Consider the following 24,395-nt stretch of genomic DNA (forward strand, 5'->3'; position numbering starts at 1 on the left):
CACCGTGATTTTTTGTAGGCGGACGCTTAACGCACGCGGCGGGGCGCAATCAGCTTCGCGCGAGCACCAGCACGCCGATCAGGATGATGCCGATGCCGACGAGCCGCTGGACCGACAGCACTTCGCCGAACAGGTACCAGGCCGCGAACGCGTTGACGACGTAGCCGAGCGACAGCATCGGGTACGCGATCGACACGTCGACCCGCGACAGCCCGACGATCCAGACCACGACGCTCAGCACGTAGCAGCCGAGGCCGCCGATGATCGGCAATTGGGTCGCGATCTTCAGGCCGACCGGGATGATGTTCGCACGGCTGAATTCGAAGTGTCCAACGGCGTTGACGCCGGCTTTCAGCAGAAGTTGCGCACAGGCGTTGAGCATCACGCCGGTGATGATGCAGACGAACGAAACGGGATTCATGCGGCGGGCGTCCTTACGATTGCGGTTTCTCGACGATCACGCGGCGGTTGTCGCGCGCAATCACGCGCATCGGCACGCCTTGCTTGACCAGGGCGTCGTACTGGTCGGGCGGCATGATCGCGAGCGCATGGGTTTCCTGCTCCCAGCGCTTGACCCACTCGTCGACGGTCGGAATCCACTTGTTCGGCTCCATCGAGATCCCGAACGCGAGCTCGTCCTGGCGCTGGACCATGATCGTCGTGTGGCCCACATAGAACGGGAACGTGTGATCGAGCATCTCGATCGAGTAGAACGGCGTATCGGCCGGCAGTTTCGCCAGTTCGGCGCGCACCGTCGGCGCAAGCAGCGCGCCCGAGCTGTAGCGGCCGAATTCATCGTGACCGGTGCCGCCGATCGTGCCGAACGCGAGCCAGGCGGCGCCAAATGCGGCGAGCGCGGCGGCGACGCCCGTGCGGCGGTTCAGCCATGCGGCCGCGAGCGTCAGCACGGCTGCGACCGCGAGGCCCGCGTACAGCCACATCTGGAACGCACGGTACAGCGCGTTCGGCGTGCGGGCGTCGCCCTGGTATGCGAGGAAGATGATCCCGAACGCCGCGACGACGAGGAACACGAGGTAGCCGAGCAGGTGGCGGCGGAACCGGTCGGCGCTCATCAGCGGCAGGTACGCGCCGATGATGAGCGCGAGCGCCGGCGCGACCGGCAGCACGTACGAGATCAGCTTCGAATGCGATGCGCTGAAGAACAGGAAGATGAATGCGCTCCAGGTCAGCAGCACGAGCATCGGCGAGAAACCGTTCGGCTGGCGCGGCATCCGCAGCGCATGGCGGAGGCTCTGCCACGCGACCGACAGCCACGGCAGGAAGCCGACCAGCAGCACGGGCACGAAGTAGTAGAGCGGGCCCGGGCGGTTCTGTTCAGGGGTCAGGTACCGGCGGAACTGCTGGACGATGAAGAAGAAGTTGAAGAACTCGGGGTTGCGCTGCTGGACGAGCACGAACCACGGCGTGACGATCGCGAAGAAGATCACGAGGCCGCTCACCAGGTACAGGCGCTTCCAGAGCGCCCAGTCGCGTGCGATCAGCGTATAGAGCACGAGCACGGCGCCGGGCAGGATCAGGCCGACCAGGCCCTTCGACAGCACCGCGAACGCCATCGCGGCCCAGCATCCCCACATCCAGCCGCGCGCCACGGCCGGGCGCAGCCCGGGCCGCTGCGCGAGCAGCAGCGAGCACAGCGACAGCGACATCCAGAACGCGAGCCCCATGTCGAGCGCGTTGAAGTGGCCCATCAGGTTCCAGTAAGGCGACGACGCGAGCACGACGGCGGCGAGGAAGCCCGACAGCGGGTTGAACAGGCGCGCGCCGGTGTAGCCGACCAGCAGGATGCCGGCGAAGCTCGCGACGGCCGTGTAGAGGCGCGCCTGCCATTCGCCGATGCCGAACCACGCGAACGTGAGTGCGTTCAGCCAGGTCTGCAGCGGCGGCTTCTCGAAATACTTGTAGCCGTTGTAGCGCGGCGTGATCCAGTCGCCGGTGACGAACATCTCGCGCGCCATTTCCGCGTAGCGGCCTTCGTCGCTCGGGATCAGGTGGCGCAGCCCGAGCGGCGCGAACCAGACGATCGCGAGTGCGACGACGAGGAGGACGAGCGTGATGCGATTGAGCGGTAGCCTCGACGGCGTATCGTTCATGGATTTTCAGCCTGTTGGTTATTGTGACGGGCCGCCGGCGGGTTGCGCCGGGGGCGGGCGGTCTGGCCGGGCCGATCCGGGGGATCGACCCGCTGAGCCGGCCCGAGTTTTACCGCATCGGGGATTAACGTTCAATTAAGAGCGCGGCGGCGACTTTGCGGCCCTCGGCCATCAGGATGTTGTAGGTCCGGCAGGCGGCCTGGAAATCCATCGTCTCGACGCCGATCCGCTTGGCCGTGAGCGCCGCGACGAGCCGCGGGTGCGGGAAGCGCAGCCGCGCGCCGCTGCCGAAGATCACGAGTTCGGGCGTCGGGTCGAGCAGCATCGCGAAATGCTCGGGCGCGAGCGCGTCGAACGACGACACGGGCCATGCCTGGACCGGCGCGCCGGGCAGTACGATGACGCTCGTTTCGTGGCGTTCGAGATTGACGTCGACATAATCGGGGCCGTAGCCGGTGACGGTGTTGAGCGCGCCGCTCGTGTCCTGGTGCAGTTTCAAATCGGTATTCCGCGGTTCCGTAGGGGAATGTATCGCAGGGCCACACGGGCCCGGATGGCCGGTTTCGCTCGCCCGGGCACGCGGGACGCCTGACGGCGCGGGCCCGGCGCGGCTATGGTGCATTGCGAAAGTCGGCCAAAATCCGCTAAATTATAACTTTTTGGTCGCCCCCGGGCGCCACTTGCGTCGCGCGTCGCCACAAGCCGCGCCCGACCGCCCGCTTTTTCCCAGTCTAGACAGCGCGCACAGACCGGCCGCTTTCCAGTTTTGATCCCGTCCCCCGGCCGCAAGGCCAACCCAGGAACCGTGTCGTCGTGAAACCGATTCAGAAGTCGAACAAGCTGCTCAACGTCTGCTACGACATCCGTGGCCCGGTGCTCGAGCACGCGAAGCGCCTCGAGGAAGAAGGCCACCGCATCATCAAGCTGAACATCGGCAATCTCGCGCCGTTCGGTTTCGACGCGCCGGACGAAATCATCCAGGACATGATCCGCAACCTGCCGACGTCGTCCGGCTATTCGGATTCGAAGGGCGTGTTCTCGGCGCGCAAGGCCGTGATGCACTACACGCAGGAAAAGGGCGTCGTGGGCGTCGGCCTCGACGACATCTACATCGGCAACGGCGCGTCCGAGCTGATCGTGATGGCGACCCAGGCGCTGCTGAACGACGGCGACGAAGTGCTGCTGCCCGCGCCCGACTACCCGCTATGGACGGCCGCGGTCAGCCTGTCGGGCGGCACGCCGGTGCATTACATCTGCGACGAGCAGAACGCGTGGATGCCCGATCTCGACGACGTCCGCCGCAAGATCACGCCGAACACGAAGGCGATCGTCGTGATCAACCCGAACAACCCGACGGGCGCGCTTTATTCGGACGAATTGCTGCTCGAGCTGCTCGAGATCGCGCGCCAGCACGGGCTGATCGTGTTCGCCGACGAGGTGTACGACAAGATCGTCTACGACGGCCTCGAGCACACGGCGCTGGGTTCGCTGTCGGAGGACGTGATTACCGTCACGTTCAACAGCCTGTCGAAGAGCTATCGCTCGTGCGGCTACCGAGCGGGCTGGATGGCCGTGTCGGGCCTCGGCGGCGACAACCGCCGGCGCGCGAAGGATTATCTCGAGGGGCTCGGCATCCTGTCGTCGATGCGCCTGTGCGCGAACGTGCCCGGGCAGTTCGCGATCCAGACGGCGCTCGGCGGCTACCAGAGCATCAACGAACTGATCGTGCCGAGCGGGCGCCTGTATAAGCAGCGCGAGCTCGCGTACGACATGCTCACGTCGATCCCGGGCGTGACCTGCGTGAAGCCGCAGGCCGCGCTGTACATGTTCCCGCGCCTCGACCCGAAGCTTTATCCGATCCAGAACGACCAGCAGTTCATTCTCGACCTGCTGCTCGAGGAGCGCGTATTGCTCGTACAGGGCACGGGCTTCAACTGGACGACGCCGGATCACTTCCGCGTGGTCTTCCTGCCGAACCTCGACGACCTGACCGATTCGATCAACCGGATCGCACGCTTCCTCGACGGCTACCGCAAGCGCCATTCGGCCTGAGCGGCAGAACCACGCGACACTCACTACTTCTTACTCAGCGATCACACGCAGCATGGAACCGATCAAAGTTGGCCTGTTGGGCTTCGGCACGGTGGGCAGCGGCACCTTCACGGTGCTGGGCCGCAACCAGGAAGAAATCAAGCGACGCGCGGGGCGCGGCATCGAGGTGACGCGCATTGCGGTGCGCAACCCGGCCAAGGCGCTGGCTGCGCTCGGCGGCAACGCCGGCGACGCGCAGATCACCGACGATTTCAACGCAGTCGTCGATGATCCGTCGATCGCGATCATCGCCGAGATGATCGGCGGCACGGGCATCGCACGCGAGCTCGTGCTGCGCGCGATCGCGAACGGCAAGCACGTCGTGACGGCCAACAAGGCGCTGCTCGCAGTGCACGGCACCGAGATTTTCGAGGCCGCGCGCGCGAAGGGCGTGATGGTCGCGTTCGAGGCGGCCGTCGCCGGCGGCATCCCGATCATCAAGGCGCTGCGCGAAGGCCTGACCGCGAACCGCATCCAGTACATCGCCGGCATCATCAACGGCACGACCAACTACATCCTGTCGGAAATGCGCGATCGCGGGCTCGACTTCGCGACCGCGCTGAAGGCCGCGCAGGAGCTCGGCTACGCGGAAGCCGATCCGACCTTCGACATCGAAGGCGTCGACGCCGCGCACAAGGCGACGATCATGAGCGCGATCGCTTTCGGCGTGCCGGTGCAGTTCGAGCGCGCGTATGTCGAGGGCATCAGCAAGCTCGACGCGACCGACATCCGCTACGCGGAAGAGCTCGGCTACCGGATCAAGCTGCTCGGTATCACGCGCCGCACCGAGCGCGGCATCGAGCTGCGCGTGCACCCGACGCTGATTCCGGAGAAGCGCCTGCTCGCGAACGTCGAAGGCGCGATGAACGCGGTCGTCGTGCACGGCGACGCGGTCGGCACGACGCTGTACTACGGCAAGGGCGCGGGCGCGGAGCCGACCGCATCGGCCGTGGTCGCGGATCTCGTCGACGTCACGCGCCTGCACACGGCCGACCCCGAGCATCGCGTGCCGCATCTCGCGTTCCAGCCGGACAGCCTGTCGAACACGCCGATCCTGCCGATCGAGGAAGTCACGAGCGGCTACTACCTGCGCCTGCGGGTGGCCGACCAGACGGGCGTGCTCGCCAACATCACGCGCATCCTCGCCGAATCGGGCATCTCGATCGACGCGCTGCTGCAGAAGGAATCGGAGCAGGTCGACGGCGCGAACGGCGAGACCGACATCATCCTGATCACGCACGAGACGCTCGAGAAGCGCGTCAACACGGCGATCGCGCAAATCGAGAGCCTCGCGACGGTCGTGTCGAAGGTGACGAAGCTGCGCATGGAAGCGCTGAACTGAGCTGAGGACGACATGAACTACATCTCCACGCGCGGCGCCGGCATCGGCGAGCGCCACACGTTCTCCGACATCCTGCTCGGCGGTCTCGCGAAGGACGGCGGGCTCTACCTGCCGGCCGAGTATCCGAAGGTGTCCGCCGACGAGCTCGCGCGCTGGCGCACGCTGTCGTACGCGGATCTCGCGTTCGAGATCCTGTCGAAGTTCTGCGACGACGTGCCGGCCGACGACCTGCGCGCGATCACGCGCCGCACGTACACGGCCGACGTGTACCGCAATACGCGCCATGGCGAGAACGCGTCCGACATCACGCCGCTGAAGACGCTCGGCACCGAGCACGGCGCGCCGATCTCGCTGCTCGAACTGTCGAACGGCCCGACGCTCGCGTTTAAGGACATGGCGATGCAGTTGCTCGGCAACCTGTTCGAGTACACGCTCGCGAAGCACGGGCAGACGCTGAACATTCTCGGTGCGACGTCCGGCGACACCGGCAGCGCGGCCGAATACGCGATGCGCGGCAAGGCCGGCGTGCGCGTGTTCATGCTGTCGCCCCACAAGAAGATGAGCGCGTTCCAGACGGCCCAGATGTTCAGCCTGCAGGATCCGAACATCTTCAACCTCGCGGTCGAGGGCGTGTTCGACGATTGCCAGGACATCGTGAAGGCCGTTTCGAACGATCACGCGTTCAAGGCGCAGCAAAAGATCGGTACGGTCAACTCGATCAACTGGGCGCGCGTCGTCGCGCAGGTCGTGTACTACTTCAAGGGCTATTTCGCGGCCACGCAATCCAACGACGAGCGCGTGTCGTTCACGGTGCCGTCGGGCAACTTCGGCAATGTCTGCGCAGGCCACATCGCGCGGATGATGGGGCTGCCGATCGCGAAGCTCGTGGTCGCGACCAACGAGAACGACGTGCTCGACGAGTTCTTCCGCACGGGCGCGTATCGCGTGCGCAGCGCCGAGAACACGTATCACACGAGCAGCCCGAGCATGGACATCTCGAAGGCATCGAACTTCGAGCGCTTCGTGTTCGACCTGCTCGGCCGCGATCCGGCGCGCGTGATGCAGTTGTTCCGCGACGTCGAGGAGAAGGGCGGTTTCGATCTCGCGGCGAGCGGCGATTTCTCGCGCGTCGCCGAGTTCGGTTTCGTGTCGGGCCGCAGCAGCCATACGGACCGCATCGCGACGATTCGCGACGTGTTCTCGCGCTACGACACGATGATCGATACGCATACGGCCGACGGCGTGAAGGTCGCGCGCGAACATCTCGACGCAGGCGTGCCGATGGTCGTGCTCGAGACCGCGCAGCCGATCAAGTTCGGCGAGACGATTCGCGAAGCACTCGATCGCGAAGCCGAGCGTCCGGCTGCATTCGACGGGCTCGAGGCGCTGCCGCAGCGTTTCGAGGTCGTGAAGGCCGACGCGCAGCAGGTGAAGGACTTCATCGCCGCCCATACGGGCGCATGACGCGCGGCCGGGCCGCGGGCCCGGCTGCGCAAGACGGCCGGAATGCCGATTCGTCGAACGGATCGGGGTTCCGGCCGTTTCGTTTGGCGGTGCCGCGTGGCGACCGCCGCACGGCACCCAAAACAAGTGCCAGAGCGGCGCGTTCGCGCCGATCACAGTTTCCGCATGCCGGCCATATCGCGCGCCCGTGCGACGGCGTCGCTACAATGACGGTTTGAATCCAACGATCCCCGATTCCATCGATGTCGAACCCGAATCCCGCGGCGCCGCGCGCGCCGATGCTGTCGACCGCCGAGGCACTCGCCGCGCTGCTCGATGCCGCGAAGCCGTTGCCCGGCGCCGAAACGGTCGCCACGCTCGACGCGCTCGGCCGCGTGCTGGCCACTGACGTGAGCTCGCCGCTCGACGTGCCGCCGATGCATACGAGTGCGATGGACGGCTATGCGGTGCGCGTCGCCGACCTGCTGCATGGCGAGCGGCGCTTGCCCGTGTCGCAGCGCATTCCGGCAGGTCATCCGGCCGCGCCACTGGCTGCCGGCACGGCCGCGCGGATCTTCACCGGCGCGACGGTGCCGCCCGGCGCCGACGCCGTCGTGATGCAGGAACAGACGGCGGCCGACGGCGATGCGGTGGAAATCCTGCACACGCCGAAGGCCGGTGAGTGGATCACCGCACAGGGCGCGGATATCCGGCAGGGCTCGGTGATCCTGCCGGCCGGCACGCGGCTCACGCCGCAGGCGCTCGGCCTGGCCGCATCGGTTGGCTGCGCGCAACTGCCGGTCGCGCGGCGGATTCGCGTCGCGGTGTTCTTCACCGGCGACGAACTGACGATGCCCGGCGAGCCGCTGAAGCCTGGCGCGATCTATAACTCGAACCGCTTCACGCTGCGCGGGCTGCTGGAGCGGCTCGGCTGCCACGTGACCGACTACGGGATCGTGCCCGATTCGCTCGCCGCGACGCGCGACACGCTGCGCGCGGCCGCCCGCGATCACGACGTGATCCTGACGAGCGGCGGTGTGTCGGTCGGCGACGAGGACCACGTGAAGCCGGCCGTCGAGGCCGAAGGGCGGCTCGCGCTGTGGCAGATCGCGATGAAGCCCGGCAAGCCGCTCGCGTACGGCGCGGTGCGCCGCGGCGACGATCGCGCCGACGCGCACTTCATCGGATTGCCCGGCAACCCGGTGTCGAGCTTCGTCACGTTCCTGCTGTTCGTACGGCCGTTCCTGCTGCGCTTGTCCGGCGTGCGCGACGTCACGCCGCGCGCGCTGTCGCTGCGCGCCGACTTTTCGCAAAACAAGGGCGACCGGCGCAACGAATTCCTGCGTGCGCGCGTGAACGCGGCCGGTGGCCTCGACCTGTTCCCGAACCAGAGCTCGGCGGTGCTGACGTCGACAGTGTGGGGCGACGGCCTGATCGACAACCCGCCGCAGCACGCGATCAGCGCTGGCGAGACCGTGCGTTTCATTCCGTTTTCCGAACTGCTGTCGTAACGCGACGGCCTCCCGAACCATGAAGATTCAACTGAAATTCTTTGCAAGCGTACGCGAGGCGCTGGGCGTCGCCGACGAGCAGGCCGACGTGCCGGACAGCGTCACGACCGTCGGCGACGTGCGCGCGTGGCTGCGCGTGCGCGGTGGCGCGTGGGCCGAGACGCTCGCCGAAGGGCGCGCACTGCGCATGGCGTGCAACCACGAGATGACCGATGCCGACACGCGGCTCACCGAAGGCTGCGAAGTCGCGTTCTTTCCGCCGGTGACGGGCGGTTGAGGCACGGGCGATGACAACGGTACGAATCCAGTCCGACGACTTCGACCTGAACGCGGAAGTCGCGGCACTGCGCGCACGCAACCCGAAGATCGGTGCGCTCGCGTGCTTCGTCGGCACGGTGCGCGACCTGAACGAAGGCGATTCGGTTGCCGCGTTGGAACTCGAGCACTATCCGGGAATGACCGAGAAGGCGCTCGAGAAGATTGCCGCCGAGGCCGGCCGGCGCTGGCCGGGCATCGACGTCGCGATCGTGCATCGCGTCGGCCGACTCCTGCCGCTCGACCAGATCGTGATGGTCGCGACGGTTGCGTCGCACCGCGGCGATGCGTTCGCGTCGTGCGAGTTCGTGATGGACTACCTGAAGACCGAAGCGCCGTTCTGGAAGAAGGAAACGACGCCGGATGGCGAGCGCTGGGTCGATGCGCGCAGCACCGACGATGCAGCACTCGCGCGCTGGGGCATCGAATCGGGCAATACGCGGCGCTGAGCGCGGCGTCAGGGGAGTGCGGCGAGGTGCCGCATGTGCGCAAGCGTCGCGCGTGACGGCTGCCCGTTACGCGTCCGGATCGCTGCTGCGCCCGATGATCTTCGTCGGAAACGGCTCGCCGCGGGCACGCGACGGCAACGCGTGCGGCTCGTCGCCCACGTCGCGACGGCGCGGCGAGATTGCGTCGAGCAGGGCCTGCTGCTCGGGCGGAATCGGGTAGTCCCAGCCGAACCGGCTCAACTGGAGGCTCTGCGCGATCCGCAGCGCAGGCGCCATGAAGCGGATTGCCGCGGGCGGCGCGTAGCGCGCCTCGACGGTCTTCAGGAACAGTGACAGCCAGCGGCTGAAATGGGCCGGCTCGATCCCGTCGAGCGGCTGATGCGCCTGCTGCACGTTGCCGCGATAGCCCTTGGTGCCGAGCACGAGGCTCGACCAGAAAGTGACCATCTTCGGCAGGTGGTCGTCCCAGCGACCCGCCAGCTTCGCATCGAACACGGGCCCGAGCAGCGGATCGGCGCGCACGCGGTCGTAGAACGCGTAGACGAGATCGCGGATGTTCTCTTCGGTCGGCTCGGTGTCGCGAAGGCGGGCCGGTGCGGTATCGGGCGAGGCGGGCGTGACGGTCATGGCAAAGGGCCGGAGAAATAGGCAACGACGGGGTGGCGGCGCGGACATCGTGCAGGACACCGACCGAATTTTGACGCAAAATGGCGTCCAATGACCCCTGAAAACGTGTAAGTGTCAAGCATCTTATTGCGCGCACGCCCTCCCGGCAAGCCGGGGCCGCAGAACAGGGCCGTCAACCGGCTTCGTGTGCATCCCGACCGGCCCGGCTCACGTAATCGGGGCACGATCGATCTTTTCCGTATTCGCCCATGAGACTCACCGACTACACCGACTATTCGCTGCGCGTGATGCTGTACCTTGCCGTGCGCGGCGAGGGGCTCGCCACGATCCAGGAGATCTCGGACGCTTACGGCATCTCGAAGAACCATCTGATGAAAGTCGTGCAGCAGCTCGGCGAGCTGGGGTGGGTCGATACCGTTCGTGGTCGCAATGGCGGGCTGCGGCTGTTCCCCGAATCGCTGCAACTGACCGTCGGCCAGGTCGTGCGCGCGACCGAGAGCGATTTTGCGCTGGTCGGCTGCTTCTCGGCCGACGGCGAGTCGCGCGGCTGCGTGATCGAGCCGCGGTGTCGGTTGAAGGGCGTGCTGGCGGCCGCGCGCGATGCATTCTTTGCCGAACTCGACCGTCACACGCTAGGCGAACTGGTCGAACCCGCTGCGCCGCTCGCCGCGTTGCTCGGCATCCGCCTGGTCGTGCACATGCGTGCCGAGTCGTCGCCGGAAGACGCACCGGCGCCCGTCGAGCCGCCGTCGACGGCCGGCTGATGCGCGCTCGCCGCGCTTCTCGATCCGGCCGTGGCCCCGTCCGGGCGCCGCTTCAAGGATATCCATCGATTTTTGCGCTGAATCAACCCGAATTTCGCTTGAAAGCCGCATAACCATCCTCATCTTGGTGTTAATCGAAAATTGGAGGTCTCGACTAAATGAGAATCGACAAGCTCACCACCAAGTTCCAGGAAGCACTCGCGGACGCGCAAAGCCTCGCGGCAGGCCGCGACAATCAATACATCGAACCCGTTCACGTTCTCGCGGCGCTGGTCGCGCAGCAGGACGGTTCGGCCCGCTCGCTGATGTCGCGTGCGGGCGTGCACATTCAGGCGCTGCAAGGCGCGCTGAACGAGGCTATCTCGCGCCTGCCGCAAGTGACGGGCACGGGCGGCGACATCCAGGTCGGCCGTGAACTGGCCGGGCTCCTGAACCAGGCGGACAAGGAAGCGCAGAAGCTCAACGACACGTTTATCGCGAGCGAGATGTTCCTGCTCGCCGTGTCCGATGACAAGGGCGACGCCGGCAAGCTCGCGCGTCAGCATGGCCTCACGCGCAAGGCGCTGGAAGCCGCGATTGCCGCTGTGCGCGGCGGCTCGCAGGTGCACAGCCAGGATGCGGAAAGCCAGCGCGAGGCACTGAAGAAATACACGGTCGACCTGACCGAGCGCGCCCGTGCGGGCAAGCTCGATCCGGTGATCGGCCGCGACGACGAAATCCGCCGTTCGATCCAGATCCTGCAGCGCCGCACCAAGAACAACCCGGTGCTGATCGGCGAGCCGGGCGTCGGCAAGACGGCGATCGTCGAAGGGCTCGCGCAGCGGATCGTCAACGGCGAAGTGCCCGAGACGCTGAAGGGCAAGCGCGTGCTGTCGCTCGACATGGCCGCACTGCTCGCAGGTGCAAAGTATCGCGGCGAATTCGAGGAGCGCCTGAAGGCGGTGCTCAACGACATCGCGAAGGACGAAGGCCAGACGATCGTCTTCATCGACGAAATCCACACGATGGTCGGCGCGGGCAAGGCCGAAGGCGCGATGGATGCGGGCAACATGCTGAAGCCGGCGCTGTCGCGCGGCGAGCTGCACTGCATCGGCGCGACCACGCTCGACGAATACCGCAAGTACATCGAGAAGGATGCCGCGCTCGAGCGCCGCTTCCAGAAGGTGCTCGTCGACGAGCCGAGCGTCGAGGCGACGATCGCGATCCTGCGCGGGCTGCAGGAGAAGTACGAACTGCACCACGGCGTCGACATCACCGACCCGGCGATCGTCGCCGCGGCCGAGCTGTCGCACCGCTACATCACCGACCGCTTCCTGCCTGACAAGGCGATCGACCTGATCGACGAAGCCGCGTCGAAGATCAAGATGGAAATCGATTCGAAGCCCGAAGAGATGGACAAGCTCGACCGCCGGCTGATCCAGCTGAAGATCGAGCGCGAAGCCGTGAAGAAGGAGCAGGACGAAGCGTCGCAGAAGCGCCTGCAGCTGATCGAGGAAGAGATCGAGCGGCTCGGTCGCGAGTATTCGGATCTCGAGGAAATCTGGACCGCCGAGAAGGCCGCGGTGCAGGGCAGCGCGCAGCTGAAGGAAGAGATCGAGAAGGTGCGGGCGGACATCGCACGGCTGCAGCGTGACGGCAAGCTGGAGAAGGTCGCCGAGCTGCAGTACGGCAAGCTGCCGCAGCTCGAGGCGCAACTGAAGCAGGTCACGCAGGCCGAAGAGCAGGAGCAGCACAACCCGACGCGTCCGCGCCTGCTGCGTACGCAGGTCGGCGCCGAGGAAATCGCGGAAGTCGTGTCGCGTTCGACCGGGATTCCGGTGTCGCGGATGATGCAGGGCGAACGCGAGAAGCTGCTGCACATCGAGGAAAAGCTGCATGAGCGCGTGGTTGGCCAGGACGAGGCGATCAGCGCGGTGGCCGACGCGATCCGCCGTTCGCGCGCGGGTCTCGCCGATCCGAACCGTCCTTACGGCTCGTTCCTGTTCCTCGGCCCGACGGGTGTCGGCAAGACCGAGCTGTGCAAGGCGCTGGCGTCGTTCCTGTTCGATTCGGAAGAGCACCTGATCCGCATCGACATGAGCGAGTTCATGGAGAAGCACAGCGTCGCGCGGCTGATCGGCGCGCCGCCGGGCTATGTCGGCTACGAGGAAGGCGGCTACCTGACGGAAGCCGTGCGCCGCAAGCCGTACAGCGTAATCCTGCTCGACGAGATCGAGAAGGCGCATCCGGACGTGTTCAACGTGCTGCTGCAGGTGCTCGACGACGGCCGCATGACGGACGGGCAGGGGCGCACGGTCGACTTCAAGAACACGGTGATCGTGATGACGTCGAACCTCGGCTCGCAGGTGATCCAGGCGATGACGGGGGCGCCGCAGGAAGAGATCAAGGACGCCGTGTGGCTCGAGGTGAAGCAGCATTTCCGCCCCGAGTTCCTGAACCGGATCGACGACGTCGTCGTGTTCCATGCGCTCGACCGCAGCAACATCGAGTCGATCGCGAAGATCCAGCTCGCGCGCCTGCACGAACGGCTCGCGAAGCTCGACATGGCGCTCGACGTGTCGGAAGCGGCGCTCGAACAGATCGGCAAGGTCGGCTACGATCCGCTGTTCGGTGCGCGTCCGCTGAAGCGCGCGATCCAGCAGGAGATCGAGAACCCGGTCGCGAAGCTCATCCTCGCGGGCCGCTTCGGTCCGAAGGACGTGATTCCGGTCGACGTCCACGACGGCACGTTCGTGTTCGACCGCGTCGTGCACTGATCGCCTGCCACCGGCTGCCGCCCGGTTTGCGCCGGGCGCGCGAAAACAAACACCCCGCCTCGGCGGGGTGTTTGCTTATGGCGCGTCGCAACGACGCGGCGCGTCAGCCCTGCTTGTTGCCGCCGAACATGCCGGCGATCTGCGACAGCGAGCCGAGCACGTTCGACGGGTCGACCTGTGCCTGGCCGTCGGCCGGCACCGTGCCGTCCGGCGTCGCGTGGTTGACGACGTGCGGCAGCACTTGCGCGAGGACGGTCGAGGCCATCGACGGATCGACGCCGAACTTGCTCGCGAGCGCGCCGATCGCGTCCGAGCCGAGCACGTTCTGCAGCGTGTCCGGCGAGATCGGCTGGTTCTGGCCGTTGCCGACCCACGAGCCGATGATGTCGCCGGCGCCGCCGGCCTTGAATTTCTCGATCAGGCCATTCAGGCCGCCCGGCTGGTTGTTGATGAATTCGAGCGCGGTCGTGATCAGCGCGCTTTGCGAGTTGCCGCCGGCCTGGCTGCCGAGCAGACCGCCAACGATGTCGAGGAGACCCATGGTTCTTCACCTTTACCGATAAGGGCGCCACGCAGTGGGCGCCCGTTGAACGAATGCCGCGCGCACGCCGTCGCGCGCGCGGCGCACATCAGGCGCCCGACGCCGCGGCGGCGGAGGCTGCCTTGTCCTTCTTGCCTTTCTTCTTCGAACTCTTCGTCGCTTTAGCCGACGACGCCGCGGCCGGTGCGCTCGCACCCGCATCGGCGGATGCCGCCGCTGCCGCGGCCGCTTTTTCCTTCTTCGTCATGCGCTTGGCCTTGGCCGGCTTCGCCGCCGCATCCGGCGCGCTGGCCGCCGGTGCCGGTGCCGGTGCCGGTGCGGTGGCCGTCGTGCCTGCTGACGTCGTTGCCGACGGGGTGGCCGAAGTCGTCGCGGCCGGCTTCGACAGCTTCACCCCCTTCGGCGGCGTCGTCGAGCCGCCGATCGTCAGGCCGTTTTCCTCGAGATGCCCGACCGATTTCGTGCCGAGGCCCTTCACGCGGTTCGCGAGATCGTCCGCGTCCTTGAACGGGCCGTTCTTGGTGCGTTCGTCGATGATCGCCTTCGACTTCACGGGCCCGAGACCCTTCACGGATTCGAGCGCGGCCTGGTCAGCCGTGTTGACTTCGACGGCCGCCGCGAGGCCTGCGGCGAGCGACAGCGATAGCGCGACGAACAGCATCAGCAGCTTTTTCAGCATGGCAAAGGCTCCCTGGTTCTGACGGATGAATGGCTGTTGCAACGAACGGCGGAGCGAGACCCGGCCGGGCGTCGCCGTTAAGCATAGGACAAATGCGTGCCCTTTTTAAGACAGGCTGACCGAATCTTGCTGAAGGCTTGCGGCGCTGTAAAGGCCGAAACTCGCGCCGGGCGGCGGTTTTGACCATTCTTTACGGTGTCGCCGGGGTATCGCCGAGGATCGTCGCACTGGCCGTTCGACAGGGCTTGACTTAGAGTGAACTCTAACTCCTAACCTTGTTCCTGCCATGTCGAAAACCGTAACCCAACCTTCCTCCGCCGGCCCGCTGACGATCGGCCAGGTCGCCGAAATGACCGGCTTGTCGACGCATACGCTGCGGTACTACGAGCAGGCCGGCCTGCTGCGCGCAATTTCGCGCACGGCGGCCGGGCACCGGCTCTATGCGCCGGCCGACCTTGACTGGCTGGCCTTCGTGATGCGCCTGAAGGCGACCGGTATGCCGATCGCGCAGATGCAGGCGTTCGCGGCGCTACGCGCGCAAGGCGAAGCGACCTTCGGTGCGCGGCGCAGTCTGCTGGTCGAGCATCGCGATGCGGTGCGCGCGCATATCGCGGAGCTGCAGGCGAGCCTCGACGTGATCAGCGACAAGATCGCGTACTACGAAGCACAGGAGCGGGATGCGGCGAGACGGGCGAAACCTTCTCACTCTCCATCGGAACAGGACGGACACAATGGAACGACTCGTTGAAGACCGCTACACGCGCGGCTGGAACAAACTGAAGGAAATCGACGGCGAAGTGGGCGAGCGCGTGATCGCGGCCCTCGCGCCGGTCGCGCCGGACTTCGGTCGGCTCCTGGTCGAATTCGGTTTCGGCGACATCTACAGCCGGCCGCAACTCGACCTGAAAGCGCGCGAGATCGCGACGATCGCGGCGCTGGCCGCGCTCGGCAACGCGCAGCCGCAACTCAAAGTGCATATCGAGGCCGCGCTCAACGTGGGTTGCACGCGCGACGAGATCGTCGAGGTATTCATGCAGATGGCCGTCTATGCGGGTTTTCCGGCCGCGCTCAACGCATTGTTCGCCGCGCACGAGGTGTTCGTGCGGCACGACGAAGCCGAGGCGGCCGGCAACGCGGGTGACACCGCGAACGCGCGCGAAGCGGCGGCGCATGCGTCATGAGTGGTAGGCGCGCCGGCGCGTCACGCGCGATGCGGCGCGACGATCCGGTGCTTCGCGATGCGCCGGTACAGCGTCGCCCGCGAGATGCCGAGCGCCTGCGCGGCCGCGTCGGGCCGCCAGCGATGCGCGGTGAGCGCGGCGATGATGCGGCCGCGTTCGTCGTCGGGCAGCGTGCCGGTCGCCACGCCGCCGAGTGACGCGGCAATATCGGCCGGCAGATCTTGCCGCGTCACGCGCGCGGCGTCGCACACCGCGCACGCATAGCGCAGCACGTTGCGCAACTGCCGCACGTTGCCGGGCCACGGGTACGCGGCGAGTTGTTCGGCGAGCGTCGCGTCGAGCGTCAGCACGTGGCCGGTTGCCTGCGCCTCCTCGGCGAACACGGCGGCAATCACGTCGCGCACGTCGGCACGCTCGCGCAGCGGCGGCAGTTCGAACGTCGCGCCGCTCAGCCGGTAGTACAGATCCTCGCGGAACGTGCCGTCGGCCACCATGCGTGCGAGATCGCGGTGCGTCGCGCAGATCACGTCGAGATCGACGCGTACGGGCGTGTCGCTGCCGAGCGGCACGACCTCGCCATCGGCGAGCACACGCAACAGGCGCGTCTGCAGCGCGAGCGGCATGTCGCCGATTTCGTCGAGGAACAGCGTGCCGCCGTCGGCGAGCGCGATCTTGCCGCGCGCGCCATGCTTGCGTGCGCCGGTGAACGCGCCGGCCGCATAGCCGAACAATTCGCTCTCGATCAGCGCTTCCGGTAGCGCTCCGCAATTGACGGCGACGAACGGCCGCGCACGTCGCGCACCGGCGTCGTGGATCGCACGCGCGAACACTTCCTTGCCCGCACCGGTTTCGCCGAGCACGAGAATCGGCAGCCGCTTGCTCGCGACACGCAGCGCGAGCTCGGCCTGCTGCGCGATATGCGCGTCGCTGCTGTGCAGGAACGGCGTCAGCGCGCCGACGTGGCGTTGCGCGGTGCCCGGGCGGCGCGAGGCCGTGCCGGGTTCGCGGCCGGTGCGCCGAAGCGGCGCACGCAGCCGTGCATAGAGCGGCGCGCCGGTCGCGCGCAGCCGCAGCGCGACGATCGCATCGAGCCGCGCGGCATCGCGCAGCGGCATCTCGGTCGCATCGAAGATCTCGTCGATATGGCGCGGTTCGCGCAGCGCCGGCAGCGCATCGCGTGCCTGCCGGTTCGCGGCGACGATATTGCCGCATTCGTCGAACGCGATCAGCCACTCGGGTTGCGCTTCGACGTAGTGACGATTCGGATGCCCGAACAGGATCCAGTGGTGCGCGGTGCTGTGCACGAAGTAGCCGTCTTCGATCAGCGCCGCGCTCTGCCGCACGAGCTGATAGACGAGACGCTGGCTGTCGCGGCCGTCGGGCGAATGAACGGCCGACGCGTCGAGCACGCCGATCAGTTCGCCGCCCGGCGAGAAGATCGGCGCCGCGCTGCAGGTGAGCGTCGTGAATGCCGCGCGAAAGTGATCGGTCTTGTGCACGGTAATCGGCGCGAGATCGGTCAGCACGTTCGCGACACCGCACGTGCCTTCCTCGCTTTCCGACCAGCACGAACCGATATGCAGCCCGGCGTGGCGGAAGTCGTTGCGGCGCTCGCGGTCGATCCGGTAGTCGATCGTCACGCCGTGTGCGTCGGTCAGCATCACGCAGTAGTCGGCGACGCGGATCATGTCGTGCAGCCGCGTCAGGCACTGGCCCGACGCGCGCAGGAACGCCTCCTCCTTGTCGCGCACTTCGCGCAGCTCGGCCGCGGTCAGCACGCGCGGACCGATCGACGAAGCGGGGTCGAGACGGTAGCGCTCCAGCGACCGCTGCCACGACGACACGAGGCGCGACGATTCGGCCGGCGCGGGCAGGCGTCCGGCGAGCGCGCCGAGCACACGGTCGGCGTGCTGGGCCTGGGGGACGGCGTAAGGCATGGTCGGCTCCGGTTCCGTACGGCGGGGAATGCGCTGTTCTTGTAGCACATCCCGTTCGACGGATCACATTGCATCGCAGCACGCGACGGGCGTGAGACGTTCGTCTCACCGGTATCGCGGGCCGTCTCGTGACGTTGAGACGCGTTCATGCGCGACCGGCGGAGATCGTCCCGCATGATGCGGCATGCGCGGCGCCGCGATGCCACGGGGTTTGCGAGCGCAACGGCCTGCTTGCGCCGGCGTCGCGAGGACCGTTTCGTCGCATCGGCGATGTGAGACGCACGAGCCGAATTGCCGCGTGCTCCGTCCTGCCAGCCGCGAACCGGGGAGCACCTGCATACCCGCCGCGTCAACATTCATAAGGGTTTCACGCACATCGCACGCACGATGGCACGCCGCTTGCAGAGATCACGGGCAAGTCGGCGCGGTCGCGTCGACGACGATCCGCCGCCCGGCGATGGCAGCGGACGAGACAGGCAAGGCCGCGGCGCACACCCATGCACCGGGGCCGGCCAACCGGATGGAGACGAACCCGTGACGACGCCCGTTACCGTCGGCGTGATCGCGAACCCCGCATCGGGGCGCGATATCCGCCGCCTCACGACGCATGCATCCGTATTTCCGACGGCGGAGAAGGCGAACATGATCGTGCGCCTGCTGGCCGGCCTCGGCGCGATGGGCGTCGAGCGCGTGCTGACGCTGCGCGACCGGACGGGCATCGCGACGCTGCTGCTGCGTGCGCTCGACACGCATCGTGCGGTCGCGCCGCGCGAGCGCTGGCCCGAGGTCGAATTCGTCGACCTGCCGATCACCGATACCGTCGCCGATACACAGGCCGGCGCCGCGTACCTGCACCGGATGGAGGTCGCGCTGATCGTCGTGCTCGGTGGCGACGGCACCCATCGCGCCGTGGCTGCGCACTGCGGCGCGACGCCGCTCGTCGCGCTGTCCACCGGCACCAACAACGCGTTTCCCGAGCATCGCGAAGCCACCGTCGCCGGGGTCGCGGCAGGACTCGCCGCGACCGGCGCGGTGCCGGCCGAAGTCGCGTGCACGCGCAACAAGCGGCTCGTCGTGCGCTGCGTGGCGGGCGCGCAGCCGGGGCGCGAGGAGATCGCGCTCGTCGACGTCTGTGCGGCACGGCAGCGCTTCATCGGCGCCCGTGCGATCTCGGGGCCTGACGACATCGATTCGCTCTACCTGACATTTGCGGAACCCGACGGGATCGGCCTGTCCGCGCTCGGCGGCGCATGGGCGCCGCTCGAACGCAGCGCGCCGCACGGGCTCGCGATGCGCTTCGCGACTGAAGGCAAGACGGCCGGCACGCCACTCGTCGCACCGATCGCGCCGGGCCGCGTCGATCGCGTCGTGATGCGCAGTTGCGAGCGGCTCGAGCCGGGTGCATGGCAGACGATCCCGTTCGAGCACGGCACGCTCGCGTTCGACGGCGAGCGCGAGATCGAGGTCGCGCGCGGCGATCGCTACGAGATCTCGCTGGACTGGCGTGGGCCGCTGACGGTCGACGTCGGCCGCACGCTGCGCTACGCGTCGTCACGCCAACTGCTGCGCGATGCCGGCGAGCGGCGCTATTGAGGCGCCGTGTTGCCGAGTGACATTTCGCCATCCATAACGATCACCCAGGAGACATCGCCATGACAACCCCACTCGACGGACAGGTCGCCATCGTCACTGGAGGTGCGCGCGGTATCGGTCGCGGCATTGCATTGACGTTCGCAGGCGCGGGCGCCGACATCCTGCTCGCCGACCTGCTCGACGACGCACGCGATGCCACCGCGCGCGAGGGACGCGCGCTCGGCCGCCGGGTGGCGGTCGCGAAGGTCGACGTCACGCAGGCCGCGCAGGTCGATGCGATGGTTGCGCAGGCGCTTGCCGAACTCGGCCGGCTCGACATCCTCGTGAACTGCGCGGGCGCGATCAGCATTCATCCGGTCGGCGAACTGACCGAGCGCGACTGGGATGTCGTGATGAACGTGAATGCGAAGGGCACGTTCCTCGGCTGCCGCGCGGCGCTCGCGCCGCTGAAGGCGCCGGGCCGCGGCCGGATCGTCAACGTCGCGTCGATCGCCGGCAAGGAAGGCTTTCCGAATCTCGCGCATGACAGCGCATCGAAATTCGCGGTCGTCGGCTTCACGAATGCACTCGCGAAGGAGGTCGCGCGCGACGGCGTGACCGTCAACGCGATCTGCCCCGGCATCGTGCGTACCGACATGTGGGACTGCCTGTCCGACGCATGGAAGACCGACGGCGAATCGGTCGAGGCGTCGTGGCAGCGGCACCCGTTGACGCTGATTCCGCAGGGCTGCGCGCAGACGCCGGAAGACATGGGCCGGCTCGCGCTGTTCTTCGCGACGATGGACAACGTGACGGGCCAGGCCGTGAACGTCGACGGCGGCTTCACGTTCCACTGACGGCCACAGGCCGTGCAATCCGTCGCCACGGCGCGGCCGGGGCGGCATTCGCAGTCAGACCTACCCAGGAGACACACATGACAGCTTCGACACAGCTCAGCAGGGACAAGCTGCTGGACGCCTACCGGCTGATGCGCACGATTCGCGAATTCGAGGAGCGCCTGCACGTCGAATTCGCGACCGGCGAGATCCCCGGCTTCGTTCACCTGTATGCGGGCGAGGAGGCGTCCGCGGTCGGCACGATGCTGCACCTCGGCCTCGACGACTACGTCGCGACCACGCACCGCGGCCACGGCCATTGCATCGCGAAGGGCGTCGACGTGCACGGGATGATGGCCGAGATCTACGGCAAGAAGACGGGCATCTGCCACGGCAAGGGCGGCTCGATGCACATCGCCGACCTGGCGATGGGGATGCTCGGCGCCAACGGGATCGTCGGTGCGGGCGGCCCGCTCGTCTGCGGCGCGGCGCTCGCGGCGAAGCACCGGAAGACCGGCGGCGTCGGCGTGTGCTTCTTCGGCGACGGCGCATCGAACCAGGGCGTGATCTTCGAATCGATGAACCTCGCGTCGGTGTGGCGGCTGCCCGCGATCTTCGTGGCCGAAAACAACGGCTATGCGGAAGCGACGTCGTCGAGCTGGTCGGTCGCGACCGACAACATCGCCGATCGTGCGAACGGGTTCGGGATGCCGGGCGTGATCGTCGACGGCTTCGATTTCTTCGCGGTGCACGAAGCGCTCGGCGAGGCCGTCGATCGTGCGCGCAACGGCGGCGGCCCGACGCTCGTCGAGGTGAAGTTCACGCGCTACTTCGGCCATTTCGAAGGCGATGCGCAAACCTATCGTGCACCTGGCGAAGTGCAGAAGCTGCGCGACGAGAAGGATTGCCTGAAGCATTTCGAAACGCGCGTCGTGCGGGCCGAAGCGCTGGCGACCGCCGATCTGCGCGCGGTCGATGCACAGGTCAAGGCGCTGATCGACGATGCGGTCGCGCAGGCGAAGGCCGCGCCGGTACCCGATGCAGCCGACCTGCTGACCGACGTCTACGTGTCGTACCCGTGAGCACGGCCTGACACCGCAGCCGGCACGGCGAACCGAACATTCCAGGAGACAGACATGGCAAGGAAGATCACTTATTCGCAGGCGATCAACGAGGCGCTCGCGCAGGAAATGGCGCGCGACGACAGCGTGATCGTGATGGGCGAGGACAACGCAGGCGGCGCGGGTGCGCCGGGCGAGGACGACGCGTGGGGCGGCGTGCTCGGTGTGACGAAAGGGCTGTTCCACAAGTTTCCGGGCCGCGTGCTCGATACGCCGCTGTCCGAAGGCGGCTACATCGGCGCGGCGGTCGGCGCGGCCGCATGCGGGATGCGGCCCGTCGCGGAGCTGATGTTTATCGATTTCATGGGCGTGTGTTTCGACCAGATCTTCAACCAGGCCGCCAAATTCCGCTACATGTTCGGCGGCAAGGCGGTGACGCCGGTCGTGATTCGCGCGATGTACGGCGCCGGCTTGCGCGCGGCCGCGCAGCATTCGCAGATGCTCACGTCGCTGTTCACGCACATTCCGGGGCTGAAGGTCGTGTGTCCGTCGACGCCGTACGACGCGAAGGGGCTGCTGATCCAGGCGATCCGCGACGACGATCCCGTGATCTTCCTCGAACACAAGTTGCTCTATACCCGTGAAGGCGACGTGCCGGAGGAGTCCTATGCGATTCCGTTCGGCGAGGCGAACGTGATGCGCGACGGCGACGACGCGACGATCGTCACGTACGGCCGGATGGTGCATCTCGCGATGGACGCGGCCGCGAAGCTCGCGAAGGACGGCATCCAGGTCGACGTGATCGACCTGCGCACGACGTCGCCGCTCGACGAGGAAACGATCCTCGAAAGCGCGGAGCGCACCGGGCGCGTGGTGGTGGTCGACGAAGCGAACCCGCGTTGCTCGATCGCGACCGACATCGCCGCGCTCGTCGCGCAGCGCGCGTTCCGAACGCTTAAGGCGCCGATCGAACTCGTGACCGCGCCGCATACGCCCGCGCCGTTCGCGAGCGTGCTGGAAGACCTGTATATCCCGTCCGCCGATGCGATTGCGCAGGCGGTCCTGAAGACGAGGAGCTGACACGATGTCGATTCACATGATCACGATGCCCAAGTGGGGGCTGTCGATGGAGCAGGGGCAGGTCAACGGCTGGCTGAAGGCGCTCGGCGAACGCGTGACGAAGGGCGACGAAGTGCTCGACGTCGAGACCGACAAGATCTCGTCGGGCGTCGAATGTGCGTTCGACGGTACGCTGCGCCGGCAGGTCGCGCAGGAAGGCGAGACGCTGCCGGTCGGCGCGCTGCTCGGCGTCGTCGCGGCCGCCGACGCGAGCGATGCCGACATCGACGCGGCGATCGCCGATTTCCAGCGCGATTTCGTGCCGAGCGCGGCTTCCGACGAAGCCGCGGGCCCACAGCCCGAAAAGGCGCAGATCGGCGGCAGGACGGTGCGCTTCCTGAAGCTCGGCGAAGGCGGCGGCACCCCCGCCGTGCTGATTCACGGCTTCGGCGGGGACCTCAACAACTGGCTGTTCAATCACGCGGATCTCGCCGCGCACCGGCCGGTGTGGGCGCTCGACCTGCCCGGTCATGGCAAGTCGGGCAAGGCGGTCGAGACGGGCAGCCTCGATGAACTGGCCGACGCGGTGCTCGCGCTGCTCGATGCGAAGGGCATCGACAAGGCCCACCTGATCGGCCATTCGATGGGTGGCGCGGTCGCGATGGCGGCGGCCGGGCGCGCCCCGCAACGCGTCGCGTCGCTCACGCTGATCGCGAGCGCGGGGCTCGGCACCGACATCAACCGCGCTTACATCGACGGCTTCGTCGCCGGCAACAGCCGCAACACGCTGAAGCCGCATCTCGGCGCACTGTTCGCGGACAACGCGCTGGTCACGCGGCAGCTCGTGGAGGATCTGGTCAAGTACAAGCGGCTCGAAGGCGTGCAGGCTGCGCTGGAGAAGATCGCGCATGCCGCGTTCGACGGCGCCGCGCAGCGGCGCGTGTTCCGCGACCGGCTCGCGACGCTTGCGCCTCGCACGCTCGTGATCTGGGGCGAGCGCGACCAGGTGATCCCGGTGCAGCACGCGCAGGGTTTGCCGGATGGCGTACGTGTCGAGGTGATCGCCGGCAGCGGGCACATGGTGCAGATGGAGGCGGCCGCCGATGTGAACCGCCTGATCGTCGCGTTTCTCGGAGACTGACGATGGCCGCCGCGCTCGAACGACCCAGCCTCACGGCGCTCGGCCAGCCGGGTGCGAGAAGCCGCGACAAGCTCGCGCGCATTCCGGTGCGCGTCGAGCCCGCGGCCGGTGCGGCATTGCCGAAGCCGCCGTGGCTGCGCGCGCGGCCGATGATGAGCGCGGCGGTCGCCGACACGGCGGCCGTGCTGCGCGACCATCGGCTGCATTCCGTCTGCGAGGAGGCGATGTGCCCGAACATCGGCGAATGCTTTGCGCAGCGCACGGCGACCTTCATGATCATGGGCGGCCTGTGCACGCGGCGCTGCCCGTTCTGCGACGTCGCGCACGGCCGTCCCGAGCCGCTCGATCCCGACGAGCCCGCGCGGCTGGCCGATGCGGCTGTCGCGCTCGGGCTGCGCTACGTCGTGATCACGTCGGTCGACCGCGACGACCTGCGCGACGGCGGCGCCGCGCATGTCGCCGCGTGCATCGCGGCGGTGCGCGCGAGCGTGCCGGGTATCGGCGTCGAAGTATTGACACCGGATTTCCGAGGCCGCGTGGGCCGCGCGCTCGATGCGTTGTCGACGGCATGGCCCGACGTGTTCAACCACAACATCGAGACGGTGCCGTCGCTGTATCGCGCAGCGCGGCCGGGCGCCGACTATCGCGGCTCGCTCGAACTGCTCGCGCAGGCGAAGCGGGCGCGGCCGGGACTGGTGACGAAATCGGGGTTGATGCTCGGCCTTGGCGAGTGCGACGACGAAGTGCGCGACACGCTGCGCGACCTGCGTGCGCACGACGTCGACGTGCTGACGCTCGGCCAGTATCTCGCGCCGTCCGCGCACCATCTGGCGGTGCGGCGCTACGTGAGCCCGGACGCATTTGCCGCGTGGCGCGACGAGGCACGATTGCTCGGTTTCAGGGAAGTCGTCGCGGGCCCGCTCGTGCGGTCGTCTTATCACGCGGCCGACGTGCTGGACGAGACGTAGCGTGCAGCGCG

The 24,395-nt window shown here is 67.4% G+C and carries 23 protein-coding genes; 16 read left to right on the forward strand and 7 right to left on the reverse strand.

What is annotated here, in order from left to right:
* Positions 1-49 precede the first annotated feature (49 nt).
* From LGN17_RS12040 to LGN17_RS12050, 3 genes are all read right to left on the reverse strand, one after another.
* Positions 50-421, reverse strand: coding sequence for an EamA family transporter (locus LGN17_RS12040; protein ID WP_011352303.1), 372 nt, complete (start codon positions 419-421; stop codon positions 50-52).
* Between the two features lie 13 nt (positions 422-434).
* On the reverse strand, positions 435-2,111 hold the full coding sequence (locus tag LGN17_RS12045; RefSeq protein WP_226196971.1) for a glycosyltransferase family 39 protein: 1,677 nt from the start codon (positions 2,109-2,111) through the stop codon (positions 435-437).
* Positions 2,112-2,235: 124 nt separating this feature from the next.
* On the reverse strand, positions 2,236-2,610 hold the full coding sequence (locus tag LGN17_RS12050; RefSeq protein ID WP_012328660.1) for an Mth938-like domain-containing protein: 375 nt from the start codon (positions 2,608-2,610) through the stop codon (positions 2,236-2,238).
* Between the two features lie 314 nt (positions 2,611-2,924).
* Here LGN17_RS12050 and LGN17_RS12055 point away from each other — a divergent pair, with 314 nt between their 5' ends.
* From LGN17_RS12055 to LGN17_RS12080, 6 genes are all read left to right on the forward strand, one after another.
* Entirely contained in the window at positions 2,925-4,163 is a 1,239-nt protein-coding gene (locus LGN17_RS12055; RefSeq protein WP_226196973.1) for a pyridoxal phosphate-dependent aminotransferase, read from the forward strand.
* Between the two features lie 52 nt (positions 4,164-4,215).
* Positions 4,216-5,544 carry a homoserine dehydrogenase gene (locus LGN17_RS12060; protein ID WP_226196975.1) on the forward strand — a complete coding sequence of 443 codons (1,329 nt, stop codon included), beginning with the start codon at positions 4,216-4,218 and terminating at the stop codon, positions 5,542-5,544.
* A 12-nt stretch (positions 5,545-5,556) separates the two neighbouring features.
* A complete protein-coding gene (gene thrC / locus LGN17_RS12065; RefSeq protein ID WP_175955952.1) occupies positions 5,557-7,008 on the forward strand; it encodes a threonine synthase in 1,452 nt (483 codons plus the stop codon).
* A 242-nt stretch (positions 7,009-7,250) separates the two neighbouring features.
* On the forward strand, positions 7,251-8,498 hold the full coding sequence (gene glp, locus LGN17_RS12070; RefSeq protein ID WP_226196976.1) for a gephyrin-like molybdotransferase Glp: 1,248 nt from the start codon (positions 7,251-7,253) through the stop codon (positions 8,496-8,498).
* A 19-nt stretch (positions 8,499-8,517) separates the two neighbouring features.
* Positions 8,518-8,775, forward strand: coding sequence for a molybdopterin converting factor subunit 1 (gene moaD, locus LGN17_RS12075; RefSeq protein WP_175955956.1), 258 nt, complete (start codon positions 8,518-8,520; stop codon positions 8,773-8,775).
* Positions 8,776-8,785: 10 nt separating this feature from the next.
* Positions 8,786-9,262, forward strand: coding sequence for a molybdenum cofactor biosynthesis protein MoaE (locus tag LGN17_RS12080; protein WP_175969700.1), 477 nt, complete (start codon positions 8,786-8,788; stop codon positions 9,260-9,262).
* A gap of 66 nt (positions 9,263-9,328) precedes the next feature.
* Here LGN17_RS12080 and LGN17_RS12085 read toward each other — a convergent pair whose 3' ends face one another.
* Complete coding sequence (locus tag LGN17_RS12085) at positions 9,329-9,889, reverse strand: group III truncated hemoglobin (RefSeq protein ID WP_226196978.1); 561 nt, start codon at positions 9,887-9,889, stop codon at positions 9,329-9,331.
* Positions 9,890-10,137: 248 nt separating this feature from the next.
* Here LGN17_RS12085 and LGN17_RS12090 point away from each other — a divergent pair, with 248 nt between their 5' ends.
* Entirely contained in the window at positions 10,138-10,653 is a 516-nt protein-coding gene (locus tag LGN17_RS12090) for an Rrf2 family transcriptional regulator (protein WP_226196980.1), read from the forward strand.
* 158 nt (positions 10,654-10,811) lie between these two features.
* Positions 10,812-13,409, forward strand: a complete 2,598-nt coding sequence (gene clpB / locus LGN17_RS12095) for an ATP-dependent chaperone ClpB (protein ID WP_175955964.1) — start codon at positions 10,812-10,814, stop codon at positions 13,407-13,409.
* Positions 13,410-13,512: 103 nt separating this feature from the next.
* On the opposite strand, the gene LGN17_RS12100 is transcribed toward clpB, so the two are convergent.
* Together LGN17_RS12100 and LGN17_RS12105 are read right to left on the reverse strand one after the other, a co-directional pair.
* The gene (locus LGN17_RS12100; RefSeq protein ID WP_226196982.1) at positions 13,513-13,950 is read right to left on the reverse strand and encodes a YidB family protein; all 438 of its coding nucleotides are present in this window, start codon (positions 13,948-13,950) and stop codon (positions 13,513-13,515) included.
* 88 nt (positions 13,951-14,038) lie between these two features.
* Positions 14,039-14,629 carry a ComEA family DNA-binding protein gene (locus tag LGN17_RS12105; RefSeq protein ID WP_226196984.1) on the reverse strand — a complete coding sequence of 197 codons (591 nt, stop codon included), beginning with the start codon at positions 14,627-14,629 and terminating at the stop codon, positions 14,039-14,041.
* 286 nt (positions 14,630-14,915) lie between these two features.
* Between LGN17_RS12105 and LGN17_RS12110 the strand changes: the two genes are divergently transcribed.
* Positions 14,916-15,377, forward strand: coding sequence for a MerR family transcriptional regulator (locus LGN17_RS12110; protein ID WP_175955969.1), 462 nt, complete (start codon positions 14,916-14,918; stop codon positions 15,375-15,377).
* Positions 15,361-15,810, forward strand: a complete 450-nt coding sequence (locus LGN17_RS12115; protein ID WP_226196985.1) for a carboxymuconolactone decarboxylase family protein — start codon at positions 15,361-15,363, stop codon at positions 15,808-15,810. The genes LGN17_RS12110 and LGN17_RS12115 overlap by 17 nt, the downstream gene beginning before the upstream one ends.
* A gap of 20 nt (positions 15,811-15,830) precedes the next feature.
* Here the strand turns inward: LGN17_RS12115 and LGN17_RS12120 are convergent, their stop codons facing one another.
* Positions 15,831-17,747, reverse strand: a complete 1,917-nt coding sequence (locus LGN17_RS12120; RefSeq protein ID WP_226196987.1) for a sigma-54-dependent Fis family transcriptional regulator — start codon at positions 17,745-17,747, stop codon at positions 15,831-15,833.
* 534 nt (positions 17,748-18,281) lie between these two features.
* Between LGN17_RS12120 and LGN17_RS12125 the strand changes: the two genes are divergently transcribed.
* The 6 genes from LGN17_RS12125 to lipA all read left to right on the forward strand — a co-directional run bounded on the left by LGN17_RS12125 (position 18,282) and on the right by lipA (position 24,384).
* On the forward strand, positions 18,282-19,340 hold the full coding sequence (locus tag LGN17_RS12125; RefSeq protein ID WP_226196989.1) for an ATP-NAD kinase family protein: 1,059 nt from the start codon (positions 18,282-18,284) through the stop codon (positions 19,338-19,340).
* Between the two features lie 59 nt (positions 19,341-19,399).
* Positions 19,400-20,176: an SDR family NAD(P)-dependent oxidoreductase gene (locus tag LGN17_RS12130; RefSeq protein WP_226196991.1), complete on the forward strand. Its 777-nt coding sequence runs from the start codon at positions 19,400-19,402 to the stop codon at positions 20,174-20,176.
* A 77-nt stretch (positions 20,177-20,253) separates the two neighbouring features.
* Complete coding sequence (locus tag LGN17_RS12135) at positions 20,254-21,237, forward strand: thiamine pyrophosphate-dependent dehydrogenase E1 component subunit alpha (protein WP_226196993.1); 984 nt, start codon at positions 20,254-20,256, stop codon at positions 21,235-21,237.
* Between the two features lie 54 nt (positions 21,238-21,291).
* On the forward strand, positions 21,292-22,296 hold the full coding sequence (locus LGN17_RS12140) for an alpha-ketoacid dehydrogenase subunit beta (RefSeq protein ID WP_034181263.1): 1,005 nt from the start codon (positions 21,292-21,294) through the stop codon (positions 22,294-22,296).
* A gap of 4 nt (positions 22,297-22,300) precedes the next feature.
* Positions 22,301-23,416 carry an acetoin dehydrogenase dihydrolipoyllysine-residue acetyltransferase subunit gene (locus LGN17_RS12145; RefSeq protein ID WP_226196995.1) on the forward strand — a complete coding sequence of 372 codons (1,116 nt, stop codon included), beginning with the start codon at positions 22,301-22,303 and terminating at the stop codon, positions 23,414-23,416.
* 2 nt (positions 23,417-23,418) lie between these two features.
* Positions 23,419-24,384 (forward strand): lipoyl synthase, encoded by a 966-nt coding sequence (lipA, locus tag LGN17_RS12150; protein WP_226196997.1) that lies wholly within the window; start codon positions 23,419-23,421, stop codon positions 24,382-24,384.
* Positions 24,385-24,395 lie beyond the last annotated feature (11 nt).

It is taken from the genome of Burkholderia sp. AU30280 (assembly GCF_020420125.1).
Classification (GTDB): domain Bacteria; phylum Pseudomonadota; class Gammaproteobacteria; order Burkholderiales; family Burkholderiaceae; genus Burkholderia.